Annotated in this window: 18 protein-coding genes and 1 pseudogene; 8 read left to right on the top strand and 11 right to left on the bottom strand. The window is 68.7% G+C overall.

Features of this window, described 5'->3' with window-relative positions; genetic code table 11:
• Positions 1 to 57 precede the first annotated feature (57 nt).
• The gene (locus tag ASC79_RS08400; RefSeq protein ID WP_056027037.1) at positions 58 to 690 is read left to right on the top strand and encodes a COQ9 family protein; all 633 of its coding nucleotides are present in this window, start codon (positions 58 to 60) and stop codon (positions 688 to 690) included.
• Positions 691 to 759: 69 nt separating this feature from the next.
• Entirely contained in the window at positions 760 to 1620 is an 861-nt protein-coding gene (locus ASC79_RS08395) for a crotonase/enoyl-CoA hydratase family protein (RefSeq protein WP_056027034.1), read from the top strand.
• Between the two features lie 37 nt (positions 1621 to 1657).
• Here ASC79_RS08395 and ASC79_RS08390 read toward each other — a convergent pair whose 3' ends face one another.
• The 5 genes and pseudogenes from ASC79_RS08390 to ASC79_RS08375 form a co-directional block, all read right to left on the bottom strand.
• Complete coding sequence (locus ASC79_RS08390) at positions 1658 to 2869, bottom strand: pentapeptide repeat-containing protein (RefSeq protein WP_056027031.1); 1212 nt, start codon at positions 2867 to 2869, stop codon at positions 1658 to 1660.
• Positions 2870 to 2974: 105 nt separating this feature from the next.
• Positions 2975 to 3136: pseudogene (locus tag ASC79_RS20735) on the bottom strand (CorA family divalent cation transporter); the annotation flags it as partial.
• Positions 3137 to 3281: 145 nt separating this feature from the next.
• Positions 3282 to 3965 carry a CHAP domain-containing protein gene (locus ASC79_RS08385; protein ID WP_056027028.1) on the bottom strand — a complete coding sequence of 228 codons (684 nt, stop codon included), beginning with the start codon at positions 3963 to 3965 and terminating at the stop codon, positions 3282 to 3284.
• 68 nt (positions 3966 to 4033) lie between these two features.
• Entirely contained in the window at positions 4034 to 5134 is a 1101-nt protein-coding gene (locus ASC79_RS08380; RefSeq protein WP_056027025.1) for an acyltransferase, read from the bottom strand.
• 289 nt (positions 5135 to 5423) lie between these two features.
• Positions 5424 to 5840, bottom strand: a complete 417-nt coding sequence (locus ASC79_RS08375; RefSeq protein WP_056027022.1) for a VOC family protein — start codon at positions 5838 to 5840, stop codon at positions 5424 to 5426.
• A gap of 74 nt (positions 5841 to 5914) precedes the next feature.
• Between ASC79_RS08375 and ASC79_RS08370 the strand changes: the two genes are divergently transcribed.
• Positions 5915 to 6493 carry a TetR/AcrR family transcriptional regulator gene (locus tag ASC79_RS08370; protein ID WP_056027019.1) on the top strand — a complete coding sequence of 193 codons (579 nt, stop codon included), beginning with the start codon at positions 5915 to 5917 and terminating at the stop codon, positions 6491 to 6493.
• A gap of 61 nt (positions 6494 to 6554) precedes the next feature.
• On the top strand, positions 6555 to 7361 hold the full coding sequence (locus ASC79_RS08365) for a TerC family protein (RefSeq protein ID WP_056027017.1): 807 nt from the start codon (positions 6555 to 6557) through the stop codon (positions 7359 to 7361).
• 45 nt (positions 7362 to 7406) lie between these two features.
• On the opposite strand, the gene ASC79_RS08360 is transcribed toward ASC79_RS08365, so the two are convergent.
• Positions 7407 to 9569: a primosomal protein N' gene (locus tag ASC79_RS08360; RefSeq protein ID WP_056027014.1), complete on the bottom strand. Its 2163-nt coding sequence runs from the start codon at positions 9567 to 9569 to the stop codon at positions 7407 to 7409.
• Positions 9570 to 9647: 78 nt separating this feature from the next.
• Here ASC79_RS08360 and fsa point away from each other — a divergent pair, with 78 nt between their 5' ends.
• Genes fsa through ASC79_RS08345 form a run of 3 tightly spaced genes read left to right on the top strand, consistent with a single transcriptional unit; the run spans position 9648 to position 11910 of the window.
• Positions 9648 to 10301 carry a fructose-6-phosphate aldolase gene (gene fsa / locus ASC79_RS08355; protein WP_056027011.1) on the top strand — a complete coding sequence of 218 codons (654 nt, stop codon included), beginning with the start codon at positions 9648 to 9650 and terminating at the stop codon, positions 10299 to 10301.
• A 17-nt stretch (positions 10302 to 10318) separates the two neighbouring features.
• Positions 10319 to 10996: a DUF484 family protein gene (locus tag ASC79_RS08350; RefSeq protein ID WP_056027005.1), complete on the top strand. Its 678-nt coding sequence runs from the start codon at positions 10319 to 10321 to the stop codon at positions 10994 to 10996.
• On the top strand, positions 10993 to 11910 hold the full coding sequence (locus ASC79_RS08345; protein WP_369817345.1) for a tyrosine recombinase XerC: 918 nt from the start codon (positions 10993 to 10995) through the stop codon (positions 11908 to 11910). The genes ASC79_RS08350 and ASC79_RS08345 overlap by 4 nt, the downstream gene beginning before the upstream one ends.
• 68 nt (positions 11911 to 11978) lie before the next feature.
• Here the strand turns inward: ASC79_RS08345 and ASC79_RS08340 are convergent, their stop codons facing one another.
• Positions 11979 to 12491: a helix-turn-helix domain-containing protein gene (locus tag ASC79_RS08340; RefSeq protein WP_056027000.1), complete on the bottom strand. Its 513-nt coding sequence runs from the start codon at positions 12489 to 12491 to the stop codon at positions 11979 to 11981.
• Between the two features lie 178 nt (positions 12492 to 12669).
• Here ASC79_RS08340 and ASC79_RS08335 point away from each other — a divergent pair, with 178 nt between their 5' ends.
• Positions 12670 to 13599, top strand: coding sequence for a fatty acid desaturase (locus ASC79_RS08335; protein ID WP_056026997.1), 930 nt, complete (start codon positions 12670 to 12672; stop codon positions 13597 to 13599).
• 51 nt (positions 13600 to 13650) lie between these two features.
• Here the strand turns inward: ASC79_RS08335 and ASC79_RS08330 are convergent, their stop codons facing one another.
• The 4 genes from ASC79_RS08330 to odhB all read right to left on the bottom strand — a co-directional run bounded on the left by ASC79_RS08330 (position 13651) and on the right by odhB (position 17109).
• Positions 13651 to 13938 (bottom strand): hypothetical protein, encoded by a 288-nt coding sequence (locus tag ASC79_RS08330; protein ID WP_056026994.1) that lies wholly within the window; start codon positions 13936 to 13938, stop codon positions 13651 to 13653.
• A 58-nt stretch (positions 13939 to 13996) separates the two neighbouring features.
• On the bottom strand, positions 13997 to 14413 hold the full coding sequence (locus tag ASC79_RS08325; RefSeq protein WP_056026991.1) for a GNAT family N-acetyltransferase: 417 nt from the start codon (positions 14411 to 14413) through the stop codon (positions 13997 to 13999).
• Positions 14413 to 15810: a dihydrolipoyl dehydrogenase gene (lpdA, locus tag ASC79_RS08320; protein WP_056026988.1), complete on the bottom strand. Its 1398-nt coding sequence runs from the start codon at positions 15808 to 15810 to the stop codon at positions 14413 to 14415. The genes ASC79_RS08325 and lpdA overlap by 1 nt, the downstream gene beginning before the upstream one ends.
• A gap of 81 nt (positions 15811 to 15891) precedes the next feature.
• Positions 15892 to 17109 carry a 2-oxoglutarate dehydrogenase complex dihydrolipoyllysine-residue succinyltransferase gene (gene odhB / locus ASC79_RS08315; RefSeq protein WP_056026984.1) on the bottom strand — a complete coding sequence of 406 codons (1218 nt, stop codon included), beginning with the start codon at positions 17107 to 17109 and terminating at the stop codon, positions 15892 to 15894.
• Between the last annotated feature and the right edge of the window lie 13 nt (positions 17110 to 17122).

The raw sequence follows: 17122 nt of genomic DNA, 5'->3' as shown, positions 1-17122 counted from the left end.
AACCCGCAGGCGATGTCCACGGCGGACAGGCCGAAAATCGCCCGCTAAGATGCGCCCATGGCCAATGTAGACGACTGGGCGCAGGACGCCGAACGGCAGGTTCTCGACGCCGCCTTGCAGATTGCAGCCGATCGCGGCTGGACGTGGCCCACGGTGAAGGCCGCCGGCGCCGCCGCGGGGCTGTCGGCCGCGGACGTCGAACTGCTGCTGCCGCACGGTCCGCGCGACCTCGCCGCCTTGCTCAGCAAGCGACACGACGCCCTGACCCTGGCCGCCCTGCCCGACCCGACGGGCCTGAAGATCCGCGAGCGCATCCGCACCGCGGCGATGACCCGGATCGACATCGCGGCCCAGGACGAGGCCGCCGTCCGGCGATGGGCAGGTTTCCTGGCGTTGCCGATGCACCTGCCGCTTGCGCTGCGCCTGCTGTGGGACAGCGCCGACCAGCTGTGGCGCTGGGCCGGCGACACCGCCACCGACGAGAACCACTACTCCAAGCGCGCCATCCTCTCGGGCATCCTGTCGAGCGCCCTGGCCATACGGCTGTCGTCGGGCCGCGACGCGGCGGCCGAGTTCGTCGACGCCCGCATCGAGAACGTGATGGCCTTCGAGAAATGGAAGGCCGGCCTCAAGCCCTCGGAGCTCCTGCGCGACGTCGCCGGCGCCCTGGGCAAGATGCGCTACGGCTAAACGCCTCCCATTCCCCGGCGTCATCCGGCAATGATGCAGCCTTTGCATCATTCATAAGGAGACGCCCATATGGCCGACGCCTTCTCGCAGGCCTGGACCTGCTTCGACGTGACCCTGGACGGCCACGTCGCGCACATTCAGCTCAAGCGCCCCGAGGCGATGAACTCGATGATCCGCGAGTTCTGGAACGAGCTGCCGGTCATCGTGAAGGACATCGACCACAACGCCCGCGCCCGGGCGATCGTGATCTCCTCGACCGGCCGGCACTTCAGCGCCGGCATGGACCTGGCGGTGTTCGGCGGCGGAGGCTCGACCTCGCAGAACCAGGTCCAGGACCGCCACCTCAACGCCGAGCAGCAGCGTCACCATATCCTCTGGCTGCAGGACTGCTTCGGCTGCCTGGACGACGCGCGCATCCCGGTGATCGTCGCCATCCAGGGCGGCTGCATCGGCGGGGCGGTCGACATGACCAGCGCCTGCGACATCCGCTACGCCAGCGCCGACGCCTTCTTCTGCATCCAGGAGATCAACATCGGCATGACCGCCGACGTCGGGACCTTCCCGCGGCTCTGCAAGCTGATCCCCGAGGGCTGGGTGCGCGAGATGGCCTATACCGGCCGCCGCATGCCCGCCGCCAAGGCCAAGGAGATCGGCTGGGTCAACGAGGTGCTGCCGACCCACGAGGAATGCGTCGCCCACGCCCTGGCCACGGCCCACGAGATCGCCAGCAAGGCCCCGCTGGCGGTGACCGGGTCGAAGGTGATGATCAACTACGCCCGCGACCACACGATCAAGGACGGGCTGGACTACATCGCCGTCTGGCAGACCGGGATGTTCTCAGGCCCGCACATGGCCGAGGCGTTCAGCGCCAAGTCCGAGAAGCGCGAGCCGGAGTGGCAGGGGCTGCAGCCGCTGAAGCACGGGATGTAGGCTTGGCTTTCCTCCCCCATTGATGGGGGAGGAGGCCCTAAGCCTCGATCTCCGCCTCGGTCAGCACGCAGCCGTCGAGCTTGGCGTCCGAGAGGTCGGCTTCCAGGAAGCGGGCGCGCAGGGCGAAGGCCCGGCGCAGGTCGGTGAGGCGCAGATTGGCCCGGGAGAGGTCGGTGCGCACGAACCGGCCCTGGCCGATCTCCAGCGGGCCCAGCATGGCGCCGCGCATGTCGGCCCGGGTCAGTTGGGCGTCGATCAGCCGTGCGCCGCGCAGGTCGGCCATCCGCAGGTTGGCGCCCCGCAGGTCGCAGCGGGAAAGATCGGCGCCCTGCAGTTCGACCCCCTCGAGATCCATGCCAAACAGCACCGAGCCCGGCGCGACGAGCCCGCTGAGCTTGCGGCGCTTGAGCGAGACCACCGGGCGGAAGTCGACGGCGCAGAGCCGGGCCGCGACGCCGGCGCGGCCGGCGCTGTTGCAATAGGTCTCGTGCGCCGCCAACACCTCGGCCAGGGGCAGTTCATCGACATAGAAGACCGCGGGCGGCGCGCGCAGCACGTCCGACAGGTCGGCCCCCTCGACGGTCGCGAAGCTGAAGTCGACGCGAATGAGAATGGCGCGCCGCAGCGAGGCGCCGGAGAGGTCGGCCCCCGCCACCTGGGCCCCGGTCAGGTTGGCTCCATCGAGCTTGGCCTTGATCAGGCGCGCCCCGCCCAGTTGGGCGTCGGTCAGGTTGGCGTCGGTGAAGTCGGTGGCCAGAGCCGAGGCTCCGGTCATCTGGGCGCCGGTGAGGTCGGCGCCGGTGAGATCGGCGAAGTTCAGTTCGCCCGGGCCGCCGGCGTGGTCGAGAAAGCGGAAGCCCTCGGTGCGGTCCTGCAGGGCGATGCGACCCTCGCGCAGGTCGCAGCCGGCGAGGTTGGCGCCGGCCAGGTTCGCCCCCCGCAGCGAGGCCCCGCGCAGGTCGGCCTTGGAGAGGCTTGCCCGCCGCAGGTCGGCGTCCCGCAGGTCGGCGCCGAACAGGATGGCGCGGTCGAGCTTCACGCCGGCCAGCATCGCGCCCGAGAGCCGGGCGCCGGTCAGGTCGGCGTCGGTGAGGTCCAGTCCCGCGAGCTTGAGGCCGGACAGGTCCGCATAGGCCAGGTTCGCCCGCCGCCCGCCGGTCCGGTGGGCGAGGTAGCGGCGATGGTCTTCCAGGACGCGCCTAAGCGCCTGGGGCTCCAACGGCCGATGAAGGTTGGCGACAGCAGACATGCAAACCGGAGTAACAACGGAAGTCTGCAAAATGAGACATCGCGCTTAAGGAACGGTTGCACAATTATGACTTCGCTGTGGCGACATCTAACGCCGGTCGGCGATCTACAGCCAGCCTTTGCGCTTGAACCAGATAAACGGGGTAACTCCCGTGATAACCATAAGCAGAAGCGCCAATGGATACCCGAGTATCCAGTGTAATTCGGGCATCACATCGAAGTTCATGCCGTAGATGGATGCGACCAGCGTCGGCGGCAGAAAGACCACCAGATGGTGTCCTCGTCAGGACGCCGGCCCTCCCCGACGGTTTCGGGCGCAAGGCCCCGGCCGGTGCGGCGAAGCAGGTGGAGCTCTCCGCGAGGGATGGAGCCCCATCTGAGACGTCAAGAGGTGGGCGTCAACGCCCGGCCGGTCAGTTGGACTCGGTCGGGGCGTTCCGCTGGGTCGCGGCCTGGATGAGGGCGGCGATACGGTCGGTGGAGTCGGCGGCCTGGCTCAGCATCTGGAGCGGGCCTGCGCCCGGACGGACGACCGAGGCGACCTGGCTGGCCGCGCCCTGGGCCACGGCGATCACCGCGCTCTGGGCGCCGTTCAGGCCGTTGCTGGCCATGCGCAGGGCGTTGGCGTCCTGGTAGATGAAGCCGTGGGTCGGGTAGGTCGACGAGCCGAGATCACGCACCGGATCGTACCAGACCTTGACCTGCGACCAGTCGCCGGCAGGCGAGACGTCGATGACGGTGACGTCCTTTTCGATCTGCCCTCGGGTGCCGCCGATGCGCGACCAGTTGGCGTGGGTGATCTGAATGACGCGGTCGGTGAGCACCTGGCTGACCACCGCGACGTGGCCGAGGCGCATCTTGCCGGTAGGCTTGAAGCACAGCACGGCGCCCGCCTTGGGGCTGAAGCCAGTTTCGTACTTGCCGACGGCCTGGCGCCACCAGGTCCAGGCGTCGCCATAGATCTGAACGCCCGAGATCAGCCGCGCGAACGGGACGCACTGCCAATAGGTGTCGGCCATCGCGCCCGAGATCGGCGCGAAAAACATAACCGCCGCGGCGGCCAGGGATCCAATTACGGCCCTCGGTCGTTTTAGCATGTTACGGGAACTCCCCCACGCAGTACGGCGTAAGGGGTAACCATCTCATGGCGCGATGAAAAGAGTCTTTACGCGCCTGCGGTGGAAGGTCGCTTAGCCTCCCACGCATCCGCCCACAGCTTCATGTGGGTCCGAGCCGGCTTTTCGATAAGATGATACGAAGCCGCGGCCAGTGGAACGACCCCGCCCAGGAAAACTAACCACAGCCAAAGGGGCAGGCGCTCGTCACTAAGCTCAAATACTTTGGACGCCGCGTTCACGAATACAATCTTCCATGGCACGCAAACCATGTAGACCGAGTAGCTGATCTCACCCAAATAAACGAGCTGTGCGTTACCAAATGTTTCAGATCCTGTTTGCGCCATGCGCGCCAGGAAGAAGATCATGGCGCCCAGCGCGGTCACGATTACGGCATCTGGGGCGGCGATCGCCGCAAAAATGAGCACCGCGAGGGTCGAAACGCCGGCCCCGACCAGGGCGCCCGCCCGATTCTGCGAGGGTCGAGCGCGCCAGAGCGCGTGCAGGGCGCAGCCCAGGGCGAAGCACGGAACGATGCGCAGAGCGCCCCACTGAATGGTCGCCTGGGTGAGCGGGAAGCCGGCCAGATGCTGGAAGACCGCATAGAGGCTGGCGAGGAAAACCACCGCCAGGCCAAGCGCCAGCAGCGGACGGTTCTTCAACGCCAGGGCCGCCCAGGCGAACAGCGGGAACGAGAGATAGGCGAACCACTCGGCCGAGATCGACCATGAGGGATGGTTGAAGGCGGCCTGCGGCGCCAACCCCCACGCCTGAACCAGCAGCAAGTTCGCCGGCAGCGATTCCCAGGAGAGAATGTTTGAGTCGATGCCGAACCCGGCCGCCTGCGCCCCAAGGGCCAGGACGATCATGCCGATCAAGGTCGCCAGGTGCAGCGGATAGACCCGCGCCAACCGGTTCCAGAGGAACGCGCCGTAGCGGAAACGCCCCTCCTCCAGGCTGGTCCGGTAGACATGACAGAGGATGAAGCCCGAGAGGATGAAGAACAGCTCCACCCCCAGGTAGCCTTTCTGGACGAAGAGCGGGATCGCCGCGTCGATGTCGAGCTTCGGCCAATAGTGGAACAGCACGACCCAGAAGGCGGCGAAGAACCGCAGGGAGGTGAGCTGGCGGATGTTCGCGGCGTCGTTCATGGCGGCTTCGTCCCGTTCCGGCGCCGTTCTCGGCGCACGCTTTTGGGGCGAGTGCAATTCGCGCACCAGGCGAGCCCCGGCGGGGAGCTTAGGCGGGCAAGCCTCACCATTCGGTTACGGGTGGGCCACTGCTCCCCCAGGGAGGATCTCCGAGGCGTCATCCCGGTTTGCGCAGCAAGACCGGGCCCCATGAACACCCGATGGCGCAGGATTCGACGCGGCGCTCCGTTCTGAAACACAGACGCGAATGGGTCCCGGTCTTCGGCTACGCCGAAACCGGGATGACACCCTAGAGCGCGGCCGCCGTCATGTAGCGGTCCCAGAACCCCTCGGCCGGCTCGACCTGCTCGACCACATCGACCCAGAGGCCGGAGGGGTCGAAGAAGCCGAAGCGCAGCTGGCCGAACGGCTCCTGGGCCAGGGCGTAGACGACCTGCAGCCCCCGGCCGCGGCACTCCTCATAGGCCAGGGTCGCATCCTCGACCTGAAGCTCGAAGCACATGCCCCGACCCGAGAACACCTCCGGCCCCGGCGGGCTGGAGGGGTGGTCAGGGTGCATGAAGGCCAGGGTGGCGCCGTCGGCGGCCAGCAGGATGAACCAGTCGGCCTCGAAGGCGACCTCGAAGCCCAGGCGCGCGACCCAGAAGTCGCGGCATTCGCGCAGCTTCGGCGTGACGATGATCGGATAGCGATCGACGAACTTCATGGCGCTTGTCCCTTGATCAGTCTGGATGGCGAGTTAAGATACAGACAGTCTGTATGTCAAACGGGAAATGTCTCATGGGCGTGAAGGCGCAGAAGGCGACGGCCACGCGGGCGCGGCTGGTCGTGGCGGCGCGCGAACTGTTCGCCACGCAGGGCTATGCGGCGACGGGCACCGAGGCGATCCTGGCGGCGGCGGGCGTGACGCGCGGGGCGCTCTATCACCACTTCGCCGACAAGCAGGCGTTGTTCGCCCAGGTCTGCGAGGAGCTGCACGGCGAGGCAGAGCAGGTGATCGAGACCGACGCCGAGGCGCAGGGTACGGCCTTCGACGGGCTGGTCGCCGGATGCCTGGGCTTTCTCGACTTCATGGCCGCGCCGGACGTGCGCCGAATCCTGATCCTGGACGCCCCCAGCGTGCTGGGCTGGGAGGCCTGGAACGAGATGGACCGGCGCCACGGTTTTGGCCTGCTGATCGAGGGCGTGAAGGCGGCGGTCGCCGAGGGCAGCCTCGAGGGCGAGGACGAGGCGTTGGCCGTGATGATCAACGGCGCGCTGAACTACGGCGTGGTGTGGGCGGGGCAGTCGGAGTCGCCTGAGGCGCTCGCGCGGCTGAAATCGAGCTTTGTTGAGACCATGACCCGCTTGCGGCGCTGAAACTCCACCTTATCTGACGCGGTTGGCTCGATAGATTCTTCAAACAACCGAGAGGACCTCGATGGATACCCTTATGACCCTAGCTGCTGATCCGGCCGTGTGGGCGGCGCTGATCACGCTCATCGTCATGGAGGTGGTCCTAGGCATCGACAACCTCATCTTCATTTCCATCCTCTCGAACAAACTCCCTCCCGAACACCGCACCAAGGCCCGCCGCATCGGCATCAGCCTGGCCCTGATCATGCGCCTGGTGCTGCTCTCCACCCTCGCCTTCATTGTCGGCCTGACCGCGCCGGTGTTCGAGCTGCCCTGGACCGGGCCGCTGGACGAGCACGGTACGCCCGCCTGGGAGCTGGCGTTCTCGTGGCGCGACCTGATCCTGATCGCCGGCGGCCTGTTCCTGGTCTGGAAGGCGACGACCGAAATCCACCACACCGTCGACCCGACCCCGAACGACGACGTGTTCGACAGCAAGAAGGCGGTCGCCAAGAACTTCGGCGCCGCCATCATCCAGATCATCATGCTGGACCTGGTGTTCTCGATCGACTCGATCCTGACCGCCGTGGGTATGACCGAGCATCTGCCGGTGATGGTGATCGCGGTGGTCGTGGCCGTGACCGTGATGCTGCTGGCCGCCGACCCGCTGGCCAACTTCATCAACAACAACCCGACCGTGGTGATGCTGGCCCTGGGCTTCCTGCTGATGATCGGCACGGTGCTGATCGCCGACGGCTTCGGCGTGCATGTGCCGAAGGGCTACATCTACGCGGCGATGGCGTTCTCGGCCCTGGTCGAGGGGCTGAACATGTGGAGCCGAAACGCGGCCAAGAAGCGCGATGCCCTGGGCCAGGACGCGACCAAGCACTAGGCGCTGTCTCCTCCCCCGCTCCGGCGGGGGAGGAACTCGGCGGCTCTAGAGAAAACTGTACGGATCGACGTCGATGGCGATCCGGATCGCGCCGGGCGGCCGCACGCGCGCACGCCAGGTGGCGAGGTAGGCCGAGAGGTCGACATTGCGGTCGGCCCGGACCAGGAACCGCTTGCGCCGCCGGCCGCGCACGAGGCTGAGCGGCGCGTCGGCGGGGCCGTAGACCTCGACGCCTTCGGCGTTGGGCGCGACCTTGGCCATCTCGCGCGCGAAGGCCTCCAGGGCGGCGGCGTCTGGGCCCGAGACCACGATCGCCCCCAGCCGCCCGAACGGCGGCAGCTTCATGATCTCACGCTCGGCCATCTCGGCCTCGACGAAGGCGTCGCGGTCCTGGGCCTTGAGCGCCTGCATCACCGAGTGCTCGGGCGCATAGGTCTGCAGCAGCGCGCGGCCGGGGCGGTCGCGGCGCCCGGCCCGCCCGGTGGCCTGGGCCAGCAGCTGATAGGTGCGCTCGGCGGCGCGCAGATCCCCGCCGCGCAGGCCGAGGTCGGCGTCGACCACGCCCACCAGGGTCAGCTTCGGGAAGTTGTGGCCCTTGGCGGCGGCCTGGGTGGCGACCAGGATGTCGATCTCGCCCTGCGCCATGGAGTCGACCAGGCGGCGGGCCTCCTTGGCGTCCCACACCGTGTCGGACGAGAACACCGCGATACGCGCATCCGGGAACAGGTGGCGGGCCTCCTCCTCCACCCGCTCCACGCCCGGGCCGATCGAGGTCAGGCTGTCCTTGGCCCCGCAGTGCGGACACTTGTCGGGCTTGGGCATCGAGAAGCCGGTGAGGTGGCAAACCAGGCGGCCGGAGTAGCGGTGCTCGACCAGCCATGAGTCGGTGTCGGGCGAGGTCAGCTTCTCGCCGCAGGCCTTGCAGAGCACCAGCGGGGCGTAGCCGCGGCGGTTGAGGAACAGCAGGGTCTGCTCGCCGGCGGCCAGGGTCTCGCCCATCGCGTCGACCAGCGGCGGCGAGAGCCAGCGCCCCGGCGGCGGCGGCGTCGCCTTGAGATCGATGAGGGTGATGTCGGGCAGGCGCGCCGTCCCGTGGCGGCTGGTCAGCTTCAGCCAGCGATAGCGGCCGGTCTCGGCGTTGCGCAGGCTCTCCAGCGACGGCGTGGCCGAGGCCAGGATCACGCCCGCGCCCTCGATCTTGCCGCGCATCACCGAGAGGTCGCGGGCCTGGTAGATGAAGCCTTCGTCCTGCTTGTAGGAGCCGTCGTGCTCCTCATCGACGACGATCAGCGACAGCCGGGTGAACGGCAGGAACAGGGCAGAGCGGGCGCCGATGACGATGCGGGCGCGGCCGGTGGCGACCGCGTCCCAGGTCCTGCGGCGCATCGGCGGGGCGACGTCGGAGTGCCATTCGGCAGGTTTCACGCCGAAGCGTTCCACGAACCTGGCGATCACCGCCTGGGTCAGGGCGATCTCCGGCAGCATGACCAGCACCTGGGCGGCGGGGTCGCGGGCCAGGGCGGCGGCGACCGCCTCCAGATAGACCTCGGTCTTGCCCGAGCCGGTGACGCCGTCGAGCAGGGCGACGTTGAAGCCGCCCTCGGCGACCATGGCCTTCAGCGCCTCGGCGGCGGCGGCTTGGCTGGGGTTCAGGTCGTGGCCGGCGCGGGCGAGGTCGGGCTCGGGAAAACCGGCCTCGGCCTCGATCAGCCGCAGGGCCAGCGCCCCCTCGTCGACCAGGCCCTTGACGACCCCGGCCGAGACGCCGGCGGCGCGGGCGAGATCGGCGGGCGCCTGCGGACCGCTCGCGGCGGCCTCCAGCACCTTGAGCCGGGCCGGGGTCGAGCGGGCCGGCAGGACGCCGGTGGCCTCCAGCACGCGTTCGGGCTTGGCCTTGGGCGCGCGGGCGCCGCGGATGGCGATGGCCAGCGGCTGGCCCGGCGCATCGACGGAATAGCGGGCCGCCCACTGCACGAACTCGATCGCGCCGGGCGGCAGCGGCGGGGAGTCGAGCTTGCTGTCGAGGGGCTTGAGCGGCCGATTGCCGCCGGCGCCCTCGCGCAGGGCGACGACGACGCCGCGCAGCAGGCGCGGCCCCAGCGGCGCGGCCACCTGGTCGCCGACCACGAGCTCCATGCCTTCCGGCTCGGCGTAGTCGAACGCCTCGGGCAGGGGCATGGGAAGAAGGACGGAGGCGATGCGGCTCATGGCCCCGTCCACATAGGCTGGTCCGAGGGGGCTGCAACCGGTAAAGAGCGCGCGAAACCCCGCGCTAGAAGGTCACCCATGCAGCTCTTCCTCGACACCACCGACATTGGCCTGCTCAAGGAGCTCACCGCCACCGGCCTGGTGGACGGGGTGACCACCAACCCGACGCTGATCGCCAAGTCCGGGCGGCCCATGCTGGAGGTCATCGCCGAGATTTGCGAGCTCGTCGAGGGCCCGGTGAGCGCCGAGGTCGCCGCCACCGAGGTCGAGGGCATGCTGGCCGAGGGCGCCAAGCTGGCCGCGATCGCCTCGAACGTCGTCGTGAAACTGCCGCTGACCCGCAACGGCCTGATCGCCACCGCCGAGTTCGCGGTGCAGGGCATCCAGACCAACGTCACGCTGTGCTTCTCGGCCGCCCAGGCCCTGCTCGCCGCCAAGGCCGGCGCCAGCTACATCTCGCCGTTCATCGGCCGCCTGGACGACTACGGCGCCGACGGCATGGAGCTGATCTCCGAGATCCGGGCGATCTACGACAACTACGGCTTCGACACCGAGATCCTGGCCGCGTCGATCCGCACGCCCGCCCATGTCACCGCCGCAGCCCTGGCCGGCGCCGACTGCGCGACCATTCCGCCCACGGTCTTCGCCGACCTCTTCAAGCACCCGTTAACCGAAAAGGGTCTTGAACAGTTCCTGAGCGACTGGGCCAAGACGGGCCAGTCCATCCTGTAGAACGCTGGGGGCGGCATATGGAAGGCGGGGCGAAGGCGAAGGAACACGGTCTTGAGCCCCGCGAGGTTCGCCGCTTCCTGTCCGACAATCCTGATTTCCTGCGCGGCGACAACGCGCTGCTGGCCGAGCTTGGCCTGCGCGAAGACGCCGCCAATGTGATCGACTTCGGCCCCGCGGCCCTGGCCCGGGTGCATGAAGCCCACAAGCGCGAGTCGAGCGCCCGCAAGCATCTGGAAGCCACCGCCCGCGCCAACTTCGCCGCCCAGGCCCAGACCCACGGCGCGGTCGTGGACATGCTGGAATCGCGCAACCACGCCGATCTGGCCCGCCGGGTCGACGAACTGGCCCAACTGCGGTTCGGCCTGATCAGCGGCGTGGTCGCCCTGGAAGGCCCCGAACGCACCCCGGCCGGCTGGCGGATGCTGGTCGACGGCCAGATCGACATGATCATCGGCCATGACCGCGTGGCGCTGATGGGCTTCGAGCCGGTGGCGCTGGGCCTGTTCGGCGATCGCGCGCCGCAGATCCGCTCGATGGCCATGGTCCGCATGGCGATCTGGGAGCCTTCGCGCGAGGGCCTGCTGGCCTTCGGCTCGGCCGACGAGCACGGCTTCACCGAAGACATGGGCGCCGAGCTGGTCGCCTTCCTCGCCCGCGTGGTCGAGCGGACTGCGGAGCGGTGGCCGGTCCTGTGACCTCCGCCCGCCAGGCTCTCGCCCAATGGCTGGAGCACCTGGCCAAGGAACGCCGCGCCTCGCCCCGCACGGTCGAGGCCTACGCCTTCGCCGGCGGCCGCTACATCAGCTTTCTGGAACGCCATCGCGGCGAGGCGCTCAGCCTCTCCGACATGGGGTCCCTGGCCGCCAGCGAGATCCGCGCCTGGCTGGCGCACCTGCGCCAGGGCGACCATCCGCTGTCGCCACGCTCGCTCTCGCAATCGCTGTCGGCGATCCGCACCTTCCACCGCTTCCTCGACCGCCGGCTGGACACCCCCAACGCCGCCATCGCCCTGGTGCGCGGCCCGCGCGTCGTTCCCTCCGCGCCGCGCCCGGTCAGCGAGGACCAGGCCGTCGGCATGATCGCCGAGCCCGCCTTCGACCCCGACCGCGACGACTGGGAAGTCAGCCGCGACCAGGCGGTGCTGACCCTGCTCTATGGCTGCGGCCTGCGGATCTCCGAGGCGCTGTCGCTGAAGCGCTCCGACGCGCCGGTCCCTGAGACGCTGCGGATCCTCGGCAAGGGCGGCAAGACCCGGATCGTGCCGGTGCTGCCGGCGGTGCGCGAGGCGATCGACGCCTATCTGGCCGACCTGCCCTTCGTGCTCGGTCCCGATGCGCCGCTGTTTCGCGCCAAGCGCGGCGGTCCCTTGAGCCCGCGTCACGTGCAGGCCACGGTGCAGATCCTGCGCGGGCGCCTGGGCCTGCCCGACAGCGCCACGCCGCACGCCCTGCGCCATTCTTTCGCCACCCACCTGCTGGGAGCGGGGGCGGACCTGCGCTCGATCCAGGAACTGCTGGGCCACGCCTCGCTGTCGACGACGCAGCGCTACACCGAGGTCGATGCGGCGTCCCTGCTCAGCGCCTACGCCAAGGCCCATCCGCACGCATAAGGCTAGGCCTTTGATCAACTCCCCTCTCCCCTCCTGGGATGGGGAGCGACGCCTGACGGACTTGGCGCCTAGGCTTTACGCTGCTCGGCGAAATCGGCGGCGCGGCGGCGGCGCTCTTCGGCCCAGGCCTCGCTGGGCTGGCCGCGCATGTCAGGCCAGTCGACCAGGACCATGCAGGCCGGGCAGCGGCCGCTCAGCTCCAACTCGGTTCCACATGTGCGGTGGAACATCTGGGTCGCCGGACCACCGGCCACCGGCTTGCACCACTGCTCGCCCCAGGTCCGCAGCGCCAGGATCACCGGCATCAGCCCGCGGCCCTTCGTGGTCAGTTGATATTCGTACCGCGGCGGACGCTGCGAATAGGCGCGGCGCTCCACCACGCCGTTGGCCTCAAGGCGCTTGAGCCGGGCGGCGAGCATCTGGCTGGACGCGCCCGTCTGCGCCTGGAGATCCTGGAAACGGCTCTGGCCCATCAGCAGTTCGCGGACGATCAGAATCGACCAGCGATCGCCCACGAGGCCGGTCGAGTGCGCAACCGGGCACAGCGTGGCGTCGCCGTAGTCGGACTCTGAAGCGCTCATGCCAGCCGCCTCCCGGCCGCCGCAAGGGTACGGCCCGCGTCAGATACCATGAATTTCAAAGCAACACGGAGTCAGCCCGACTTAATTCGTGACGCCGGCGTCATTTTTGAGTCGCTTTGATTTTCGAAGTCGCTATCGTCACTCCAACCCCCGAGCAGTGGGGATGGGAGGATTGGTCATGGCTGACGGCGCTCACGACCCAAAAGCGCTGCGCGCGGCGATCGGGATTTCACATGCCGACGAGCGGCGGATCGCGCAGGAACTGTCGCCGGCTGTCGCCTGGCCGACCTTGTTACTCGCCCTCGCCTTGCCGGCGGCGCTGATCGGCGTCATCGCGCTGGGCTTCACCGGCGCCTGGCCGCTGTGGGCCTGCACGCCCGTTCTGGCGATCATATCCTACGCCCACTACACGTTGGTCCACGAGTCCATCCACGGCAACGTGGTCGCCAGTCCCAAGCGCCTGGCCTGGATCAATACACTGGTCGGCTGGATCGGCTCGCTGGGCATGGGGTCGGGCTGGCCGGCGCTGCAGCGGACCCACGTGCTGCACCACTCGCACACCAACACAGAGCGCGACCCCGACATCTCGGTGAAGGGGACCTTCGCCCAGCTGCTGCGCAAATGGGCGATCATGGTTCCGATGTCGCTGATCCCGGTCGGGGCGATGCGGTTCATCAACCCCGATCGCTACAAGCGGCTGGGCGCCATCCTGAGCCCCGGCGAGATCGCCCAGGTCAGCGCGGTGACCCTGCTGACGCTTGCCCTGCTGGTCGCGGCGTTCGCGACCGGGCATGTCGCCGAGTGGCTGATGCTGTGGTTCCTGCCGACCCGGATCGGCATCCTGGCGCTGAACATCTTCTTCCAGTGGCTGCCGCACCACCCGTTCGACCGCACCGAGCGCTATCTGAACACCCGCGTCAGCCTGTGGCCGGGCGGGACCTTCGTGCTGTTGCAGCAGAACCTGCACCTGATGCACCACCTGTGGCCGAGCGTGCCGTTCTACAACTACGCGCGGCTGTTCCAACGGCTGCGGCCGGTGCTGCGGGCAGAAGGCTCGCGCATCGAAGGGCTGATGGTCGGGCCAAACCGCCGGGCGATTACGGACTAGGCCGCAGCCGAAGACCGGCGCCCGGTCTTGCTCCGCAAACCGGGATGACAGTTAGCGCTGCGGCCGTGCGAAGCGGCCGTCGCCCTGGACGTTCTGGCGGACCAGGGTCGGGATGGCGCAGCCGCCCACCGAGCGCATGACCGTCAGGTGCATGCCGGCCGGCGGCAGGCTGGCCAGGGTCTGGGCGCCGGCGGGGCCACGGCGGTCCTCCGGCCGCAGCAGGGCGGCGGGACGCGTGGGATCGGCGACCTGAAGGGTCGCCTCCTTGGGGCACGAGGGGGGTGGCGGGGCGGACAGCGCCGTCGCGGCCAGGGCGGTCAGAAGCAGGGAAGCGGCCATGTCGATCCTCCTGTCTGCGGAGAACCTACGCCCCGACTGTGACAGGTCGAAGAGGAATTTAGCGGCTCATCCGCAGCCAGGTGAACGCCGCGTCGGGGTCGCGGCCGATATCGACGATGCGAAATCCCTCGCGCAGGTAGAAGTCCTGGGCCCGCAGATTGGGCGACAGGCATTTGAGCGACAGCGGGCCGTCGGCGGCGGCCGTCACGTGATCGAGCAAGGCCTTGCCGACGCCGGCGCCGCGGGTCTCGACATAGAGCGAATGCAGGAAATTCCCGGGCCGGTGGAAGCCGGCGACGCCCAGCAGGCGGTCGCCGTCCTGCGCCAGATAGACTTCCTCGTCCTGCGCATGGGCGAGGAAGTCCGAGGCCTGGTGCTGCTCGGGCGGGACCCAGAGGAAGGTCTCGCGCAGGACGCGCTCGTAAAGCGCCGCGCAGGCCGCGATCTCCCCGGCCTGCGCACGCCTCACGATCATCAGGCCTGCATCGTCCAGCCTTCGACGCCCATGGCGGCCTGACGGCCGGCTTCCGAGCGGGTCGGGTGCGGATGGCAGACGCGGGCGATGTCCTCGCTGGCCGCCTTGAAGGCCATGGCCACGCAGTATTCGCCGATCATCTCGCCGGCCTGCGGGCCGACGATGTGGACGCCGAGGATCTCGTCGGTCTTGGCGTCGGCGAGCACCTTGGCGAAGCCTTCGGTCTCATGGTTGATCTTGGCGCGGCTGTTGGCGCTGAACGGGAACTTGCCGACCTTGTAGGCGACGCCCGCGTCCTTCAGCTGCTCCTCGGTCTGACCGACCCAGGCCACTTCCGGGTAGGTGTAGACCACGCTGGGGACCAGATTGTAGTCCACGTGGCCGTACTTGCCGGCGATCGTCTCGATGCAGGCGACCGAGTCTTCCTCGGCCTTGTGGGCCAGCATCGGGCCGTGGATGGCGTCGCCGATGGCCCAGACGCCGGGCGCCGAGGTCTTGAAGTGGTCGGTCTCGATGAAGCCGCGCTTGTCCGGGGTGATCCCGACGCTCTCCAGGCCCAGCCCCTCGGTGTAGGGACGCCGGCCGATGGCGACCAGCACGTACTCGGCTTCCAGGGTCTCGGCCGCGCCGCCGGCCACCGGCTCGACGGTGAGCGAGACGCTCTTCTTCGAGGCGGTCGCAGCGGTCACCTTGGCGCCCAGCTTGAACTCCATGCCCTGCTTGGTCAGCGAGCGCTGGAAGGTCTTGGCGGTTTCGGCGTCCATGCCCGGGGTGATGCGGTCGAGGAACTCGACGACGGTCACCTTGGAGCCCAGGCGGCGCCACACCGAACCCAGCTCCAGGCCGATGATGCCGGCGCCGATGACGATCAGGCTCTTCGGCACTTCCGGCAGCGAGAGCGCGCCGGTGGAGTCGACGATGCGCTCCTGGTCGATGGTCACGCCCGGCAGCGGGGTCGGTTCCGAGCCGGTGGCGATGACGATGTTCTTGGCTTCCAGGGTGGTGACCGAGCCGTCCTCGGCGGTCACTTCGACCTTGCCGGGGCCCGCGATCTTGCCGGCGCCCTTCACCCAGTCGACCTTGTTCTTCTTGAACAGGAACTCGATGCCCTTGGTCAGGGCGATCACCGAGTCGGCCTTCTGCTTCATCATCTGCACGAGGTTCAGCTTGGGCTTCACCTCGATGCCGAGGGTGGCGAAGTCGCCGCCGGCGGCTTCATAAAGTTCCGAGGCGTGCAGCAGCGCCTTGGAGGGCATGCAGCCGACATTGAGGCAGGTGCCGCCGAGGGTGACGCGCTTTTCCACCACAGCGGCCTTCAGGCCCAGCTGGCCCGCGCGGATGCCGGCGTTGTAGCCGCCAGGGCCGCCGCCGATGATGATGACGTCGTATTGAGCCATTGCTCTTCCAGTCCTTAGCAAAACGGCGAGGCGTAAGAGCCCCGCCGCCATAGAATGCGATCTACCCGTCTCGGGCGGAGCTTAGACGTCCAGCAGCAGGCGCTGCGGGTCCTCGATGGCTTCCTTGACGCGGACCAGGAAGGTCACCGCGCCCTGGCCGTCGACGATGCGGTGATCGTAGCTGAGCGCCAGGTACATCATCGGACGGATCACCACCTGGCCGTTCACGGCCATCGGACGTTCCTGGATCTTGTGCATGCCCAGGATGCCCGATTGCGGCGCGTTGAGGATCGGGGTCGACATCAGCGAACCGTAGACGCCGCCGTTCGAGATCGTGAACGTGCCGCCTTGCAGGTCTTCGAGGGCCAGTTGGCCGTCGCGGGCCTTCTTGCCCAGGGCGCCGATGCCCTTTTCGATGCCCGACAGCGACAGCGCGTCAGCGTCGCGCAGCACCGGAACCACCAGGCCCTTTTCGGTGCCGACGGCGACGCCGATGTCATAGTGGTTCTTGTAGATGACGTCGGTGCCGTCGATCTCGGCGTTGACGTCCGGCACGTGCTTGAGGCCGTGGATCACCGCCTTCACGAAGAAGCTCATGAAGCCGAGCTTCACGCCGTGGCTCTTCTCGAAGCCGTCCTTGTACTGGTTGCGCAGGGCCATGACCGCGCTCATGTCGACCTCGTTGAAGGTCGTGAGCATGGCCGCGGCGTTCTGGGCTTCCTTCAGGCGGCGCGCGATGGTCTGGCGCAGGCGGGTCATGCGGACCCGCTCTTCGCGCTCGTGGATCTCACGCGGCGCGGCCGGAGCGGCGGGGGCCGCCGGAGCGTTGGCGCGGGCTTCCAGAGCGGCCAGGGCGTCGCCCTTGGTCACGCGGCCGGCCTTGCCCGATCCGGCGATGGAGCCGGCGTCGAGGTTGTTCTCGGCGACGATGCGCTGGGCCGAGGGGGCCAGCGGCGCGGCGGCGGCCGGAGCCGCGGCGGGCGCGGGGGCCGGAGCCGGCGCCGGAGCGGGCTTGGGCGCCTCGGCCTTGGGAGCCGGCGCGGCGGCGGGGGCCGCAGCCACGGCGCCTTCGGCCAGGCGGCCGAGCACGGCGCCCGGCTCGACGGTCGCGCCTTCTTCGGCGGCGATGAACTCAAGGACGCCGTCCGCGGGAGCGGCGACCTCGAGGCTCACCTTGTCCGTTTCCAGTTCGACCAGGATCTCGTCCTTCCGAACGGCGTCGCCCGCCTTCTTCGTCCAGCGCGCGACCGTCGCCTCGGTGACGGACTCGCCCAGGGCGGGGGTCATGATGTCGGCCATTGGAAGTACCTGT

It is taken from the genome of Phenylobacterium sp. Root1290 (assembly GCF_001425305.1).
Taxonomy (GTDB): domain Bacteria; phylum Pseudomonadota; class Alphaproteobacteria; order Caulobacterales; family Caulobacteraceae; genus Phenylobacterium.
The sequence above is the reverse complement of the archived record's forward strand: the minus strand, read 5'-3'. Positions and strand labels throughout refer to the sequence as shown.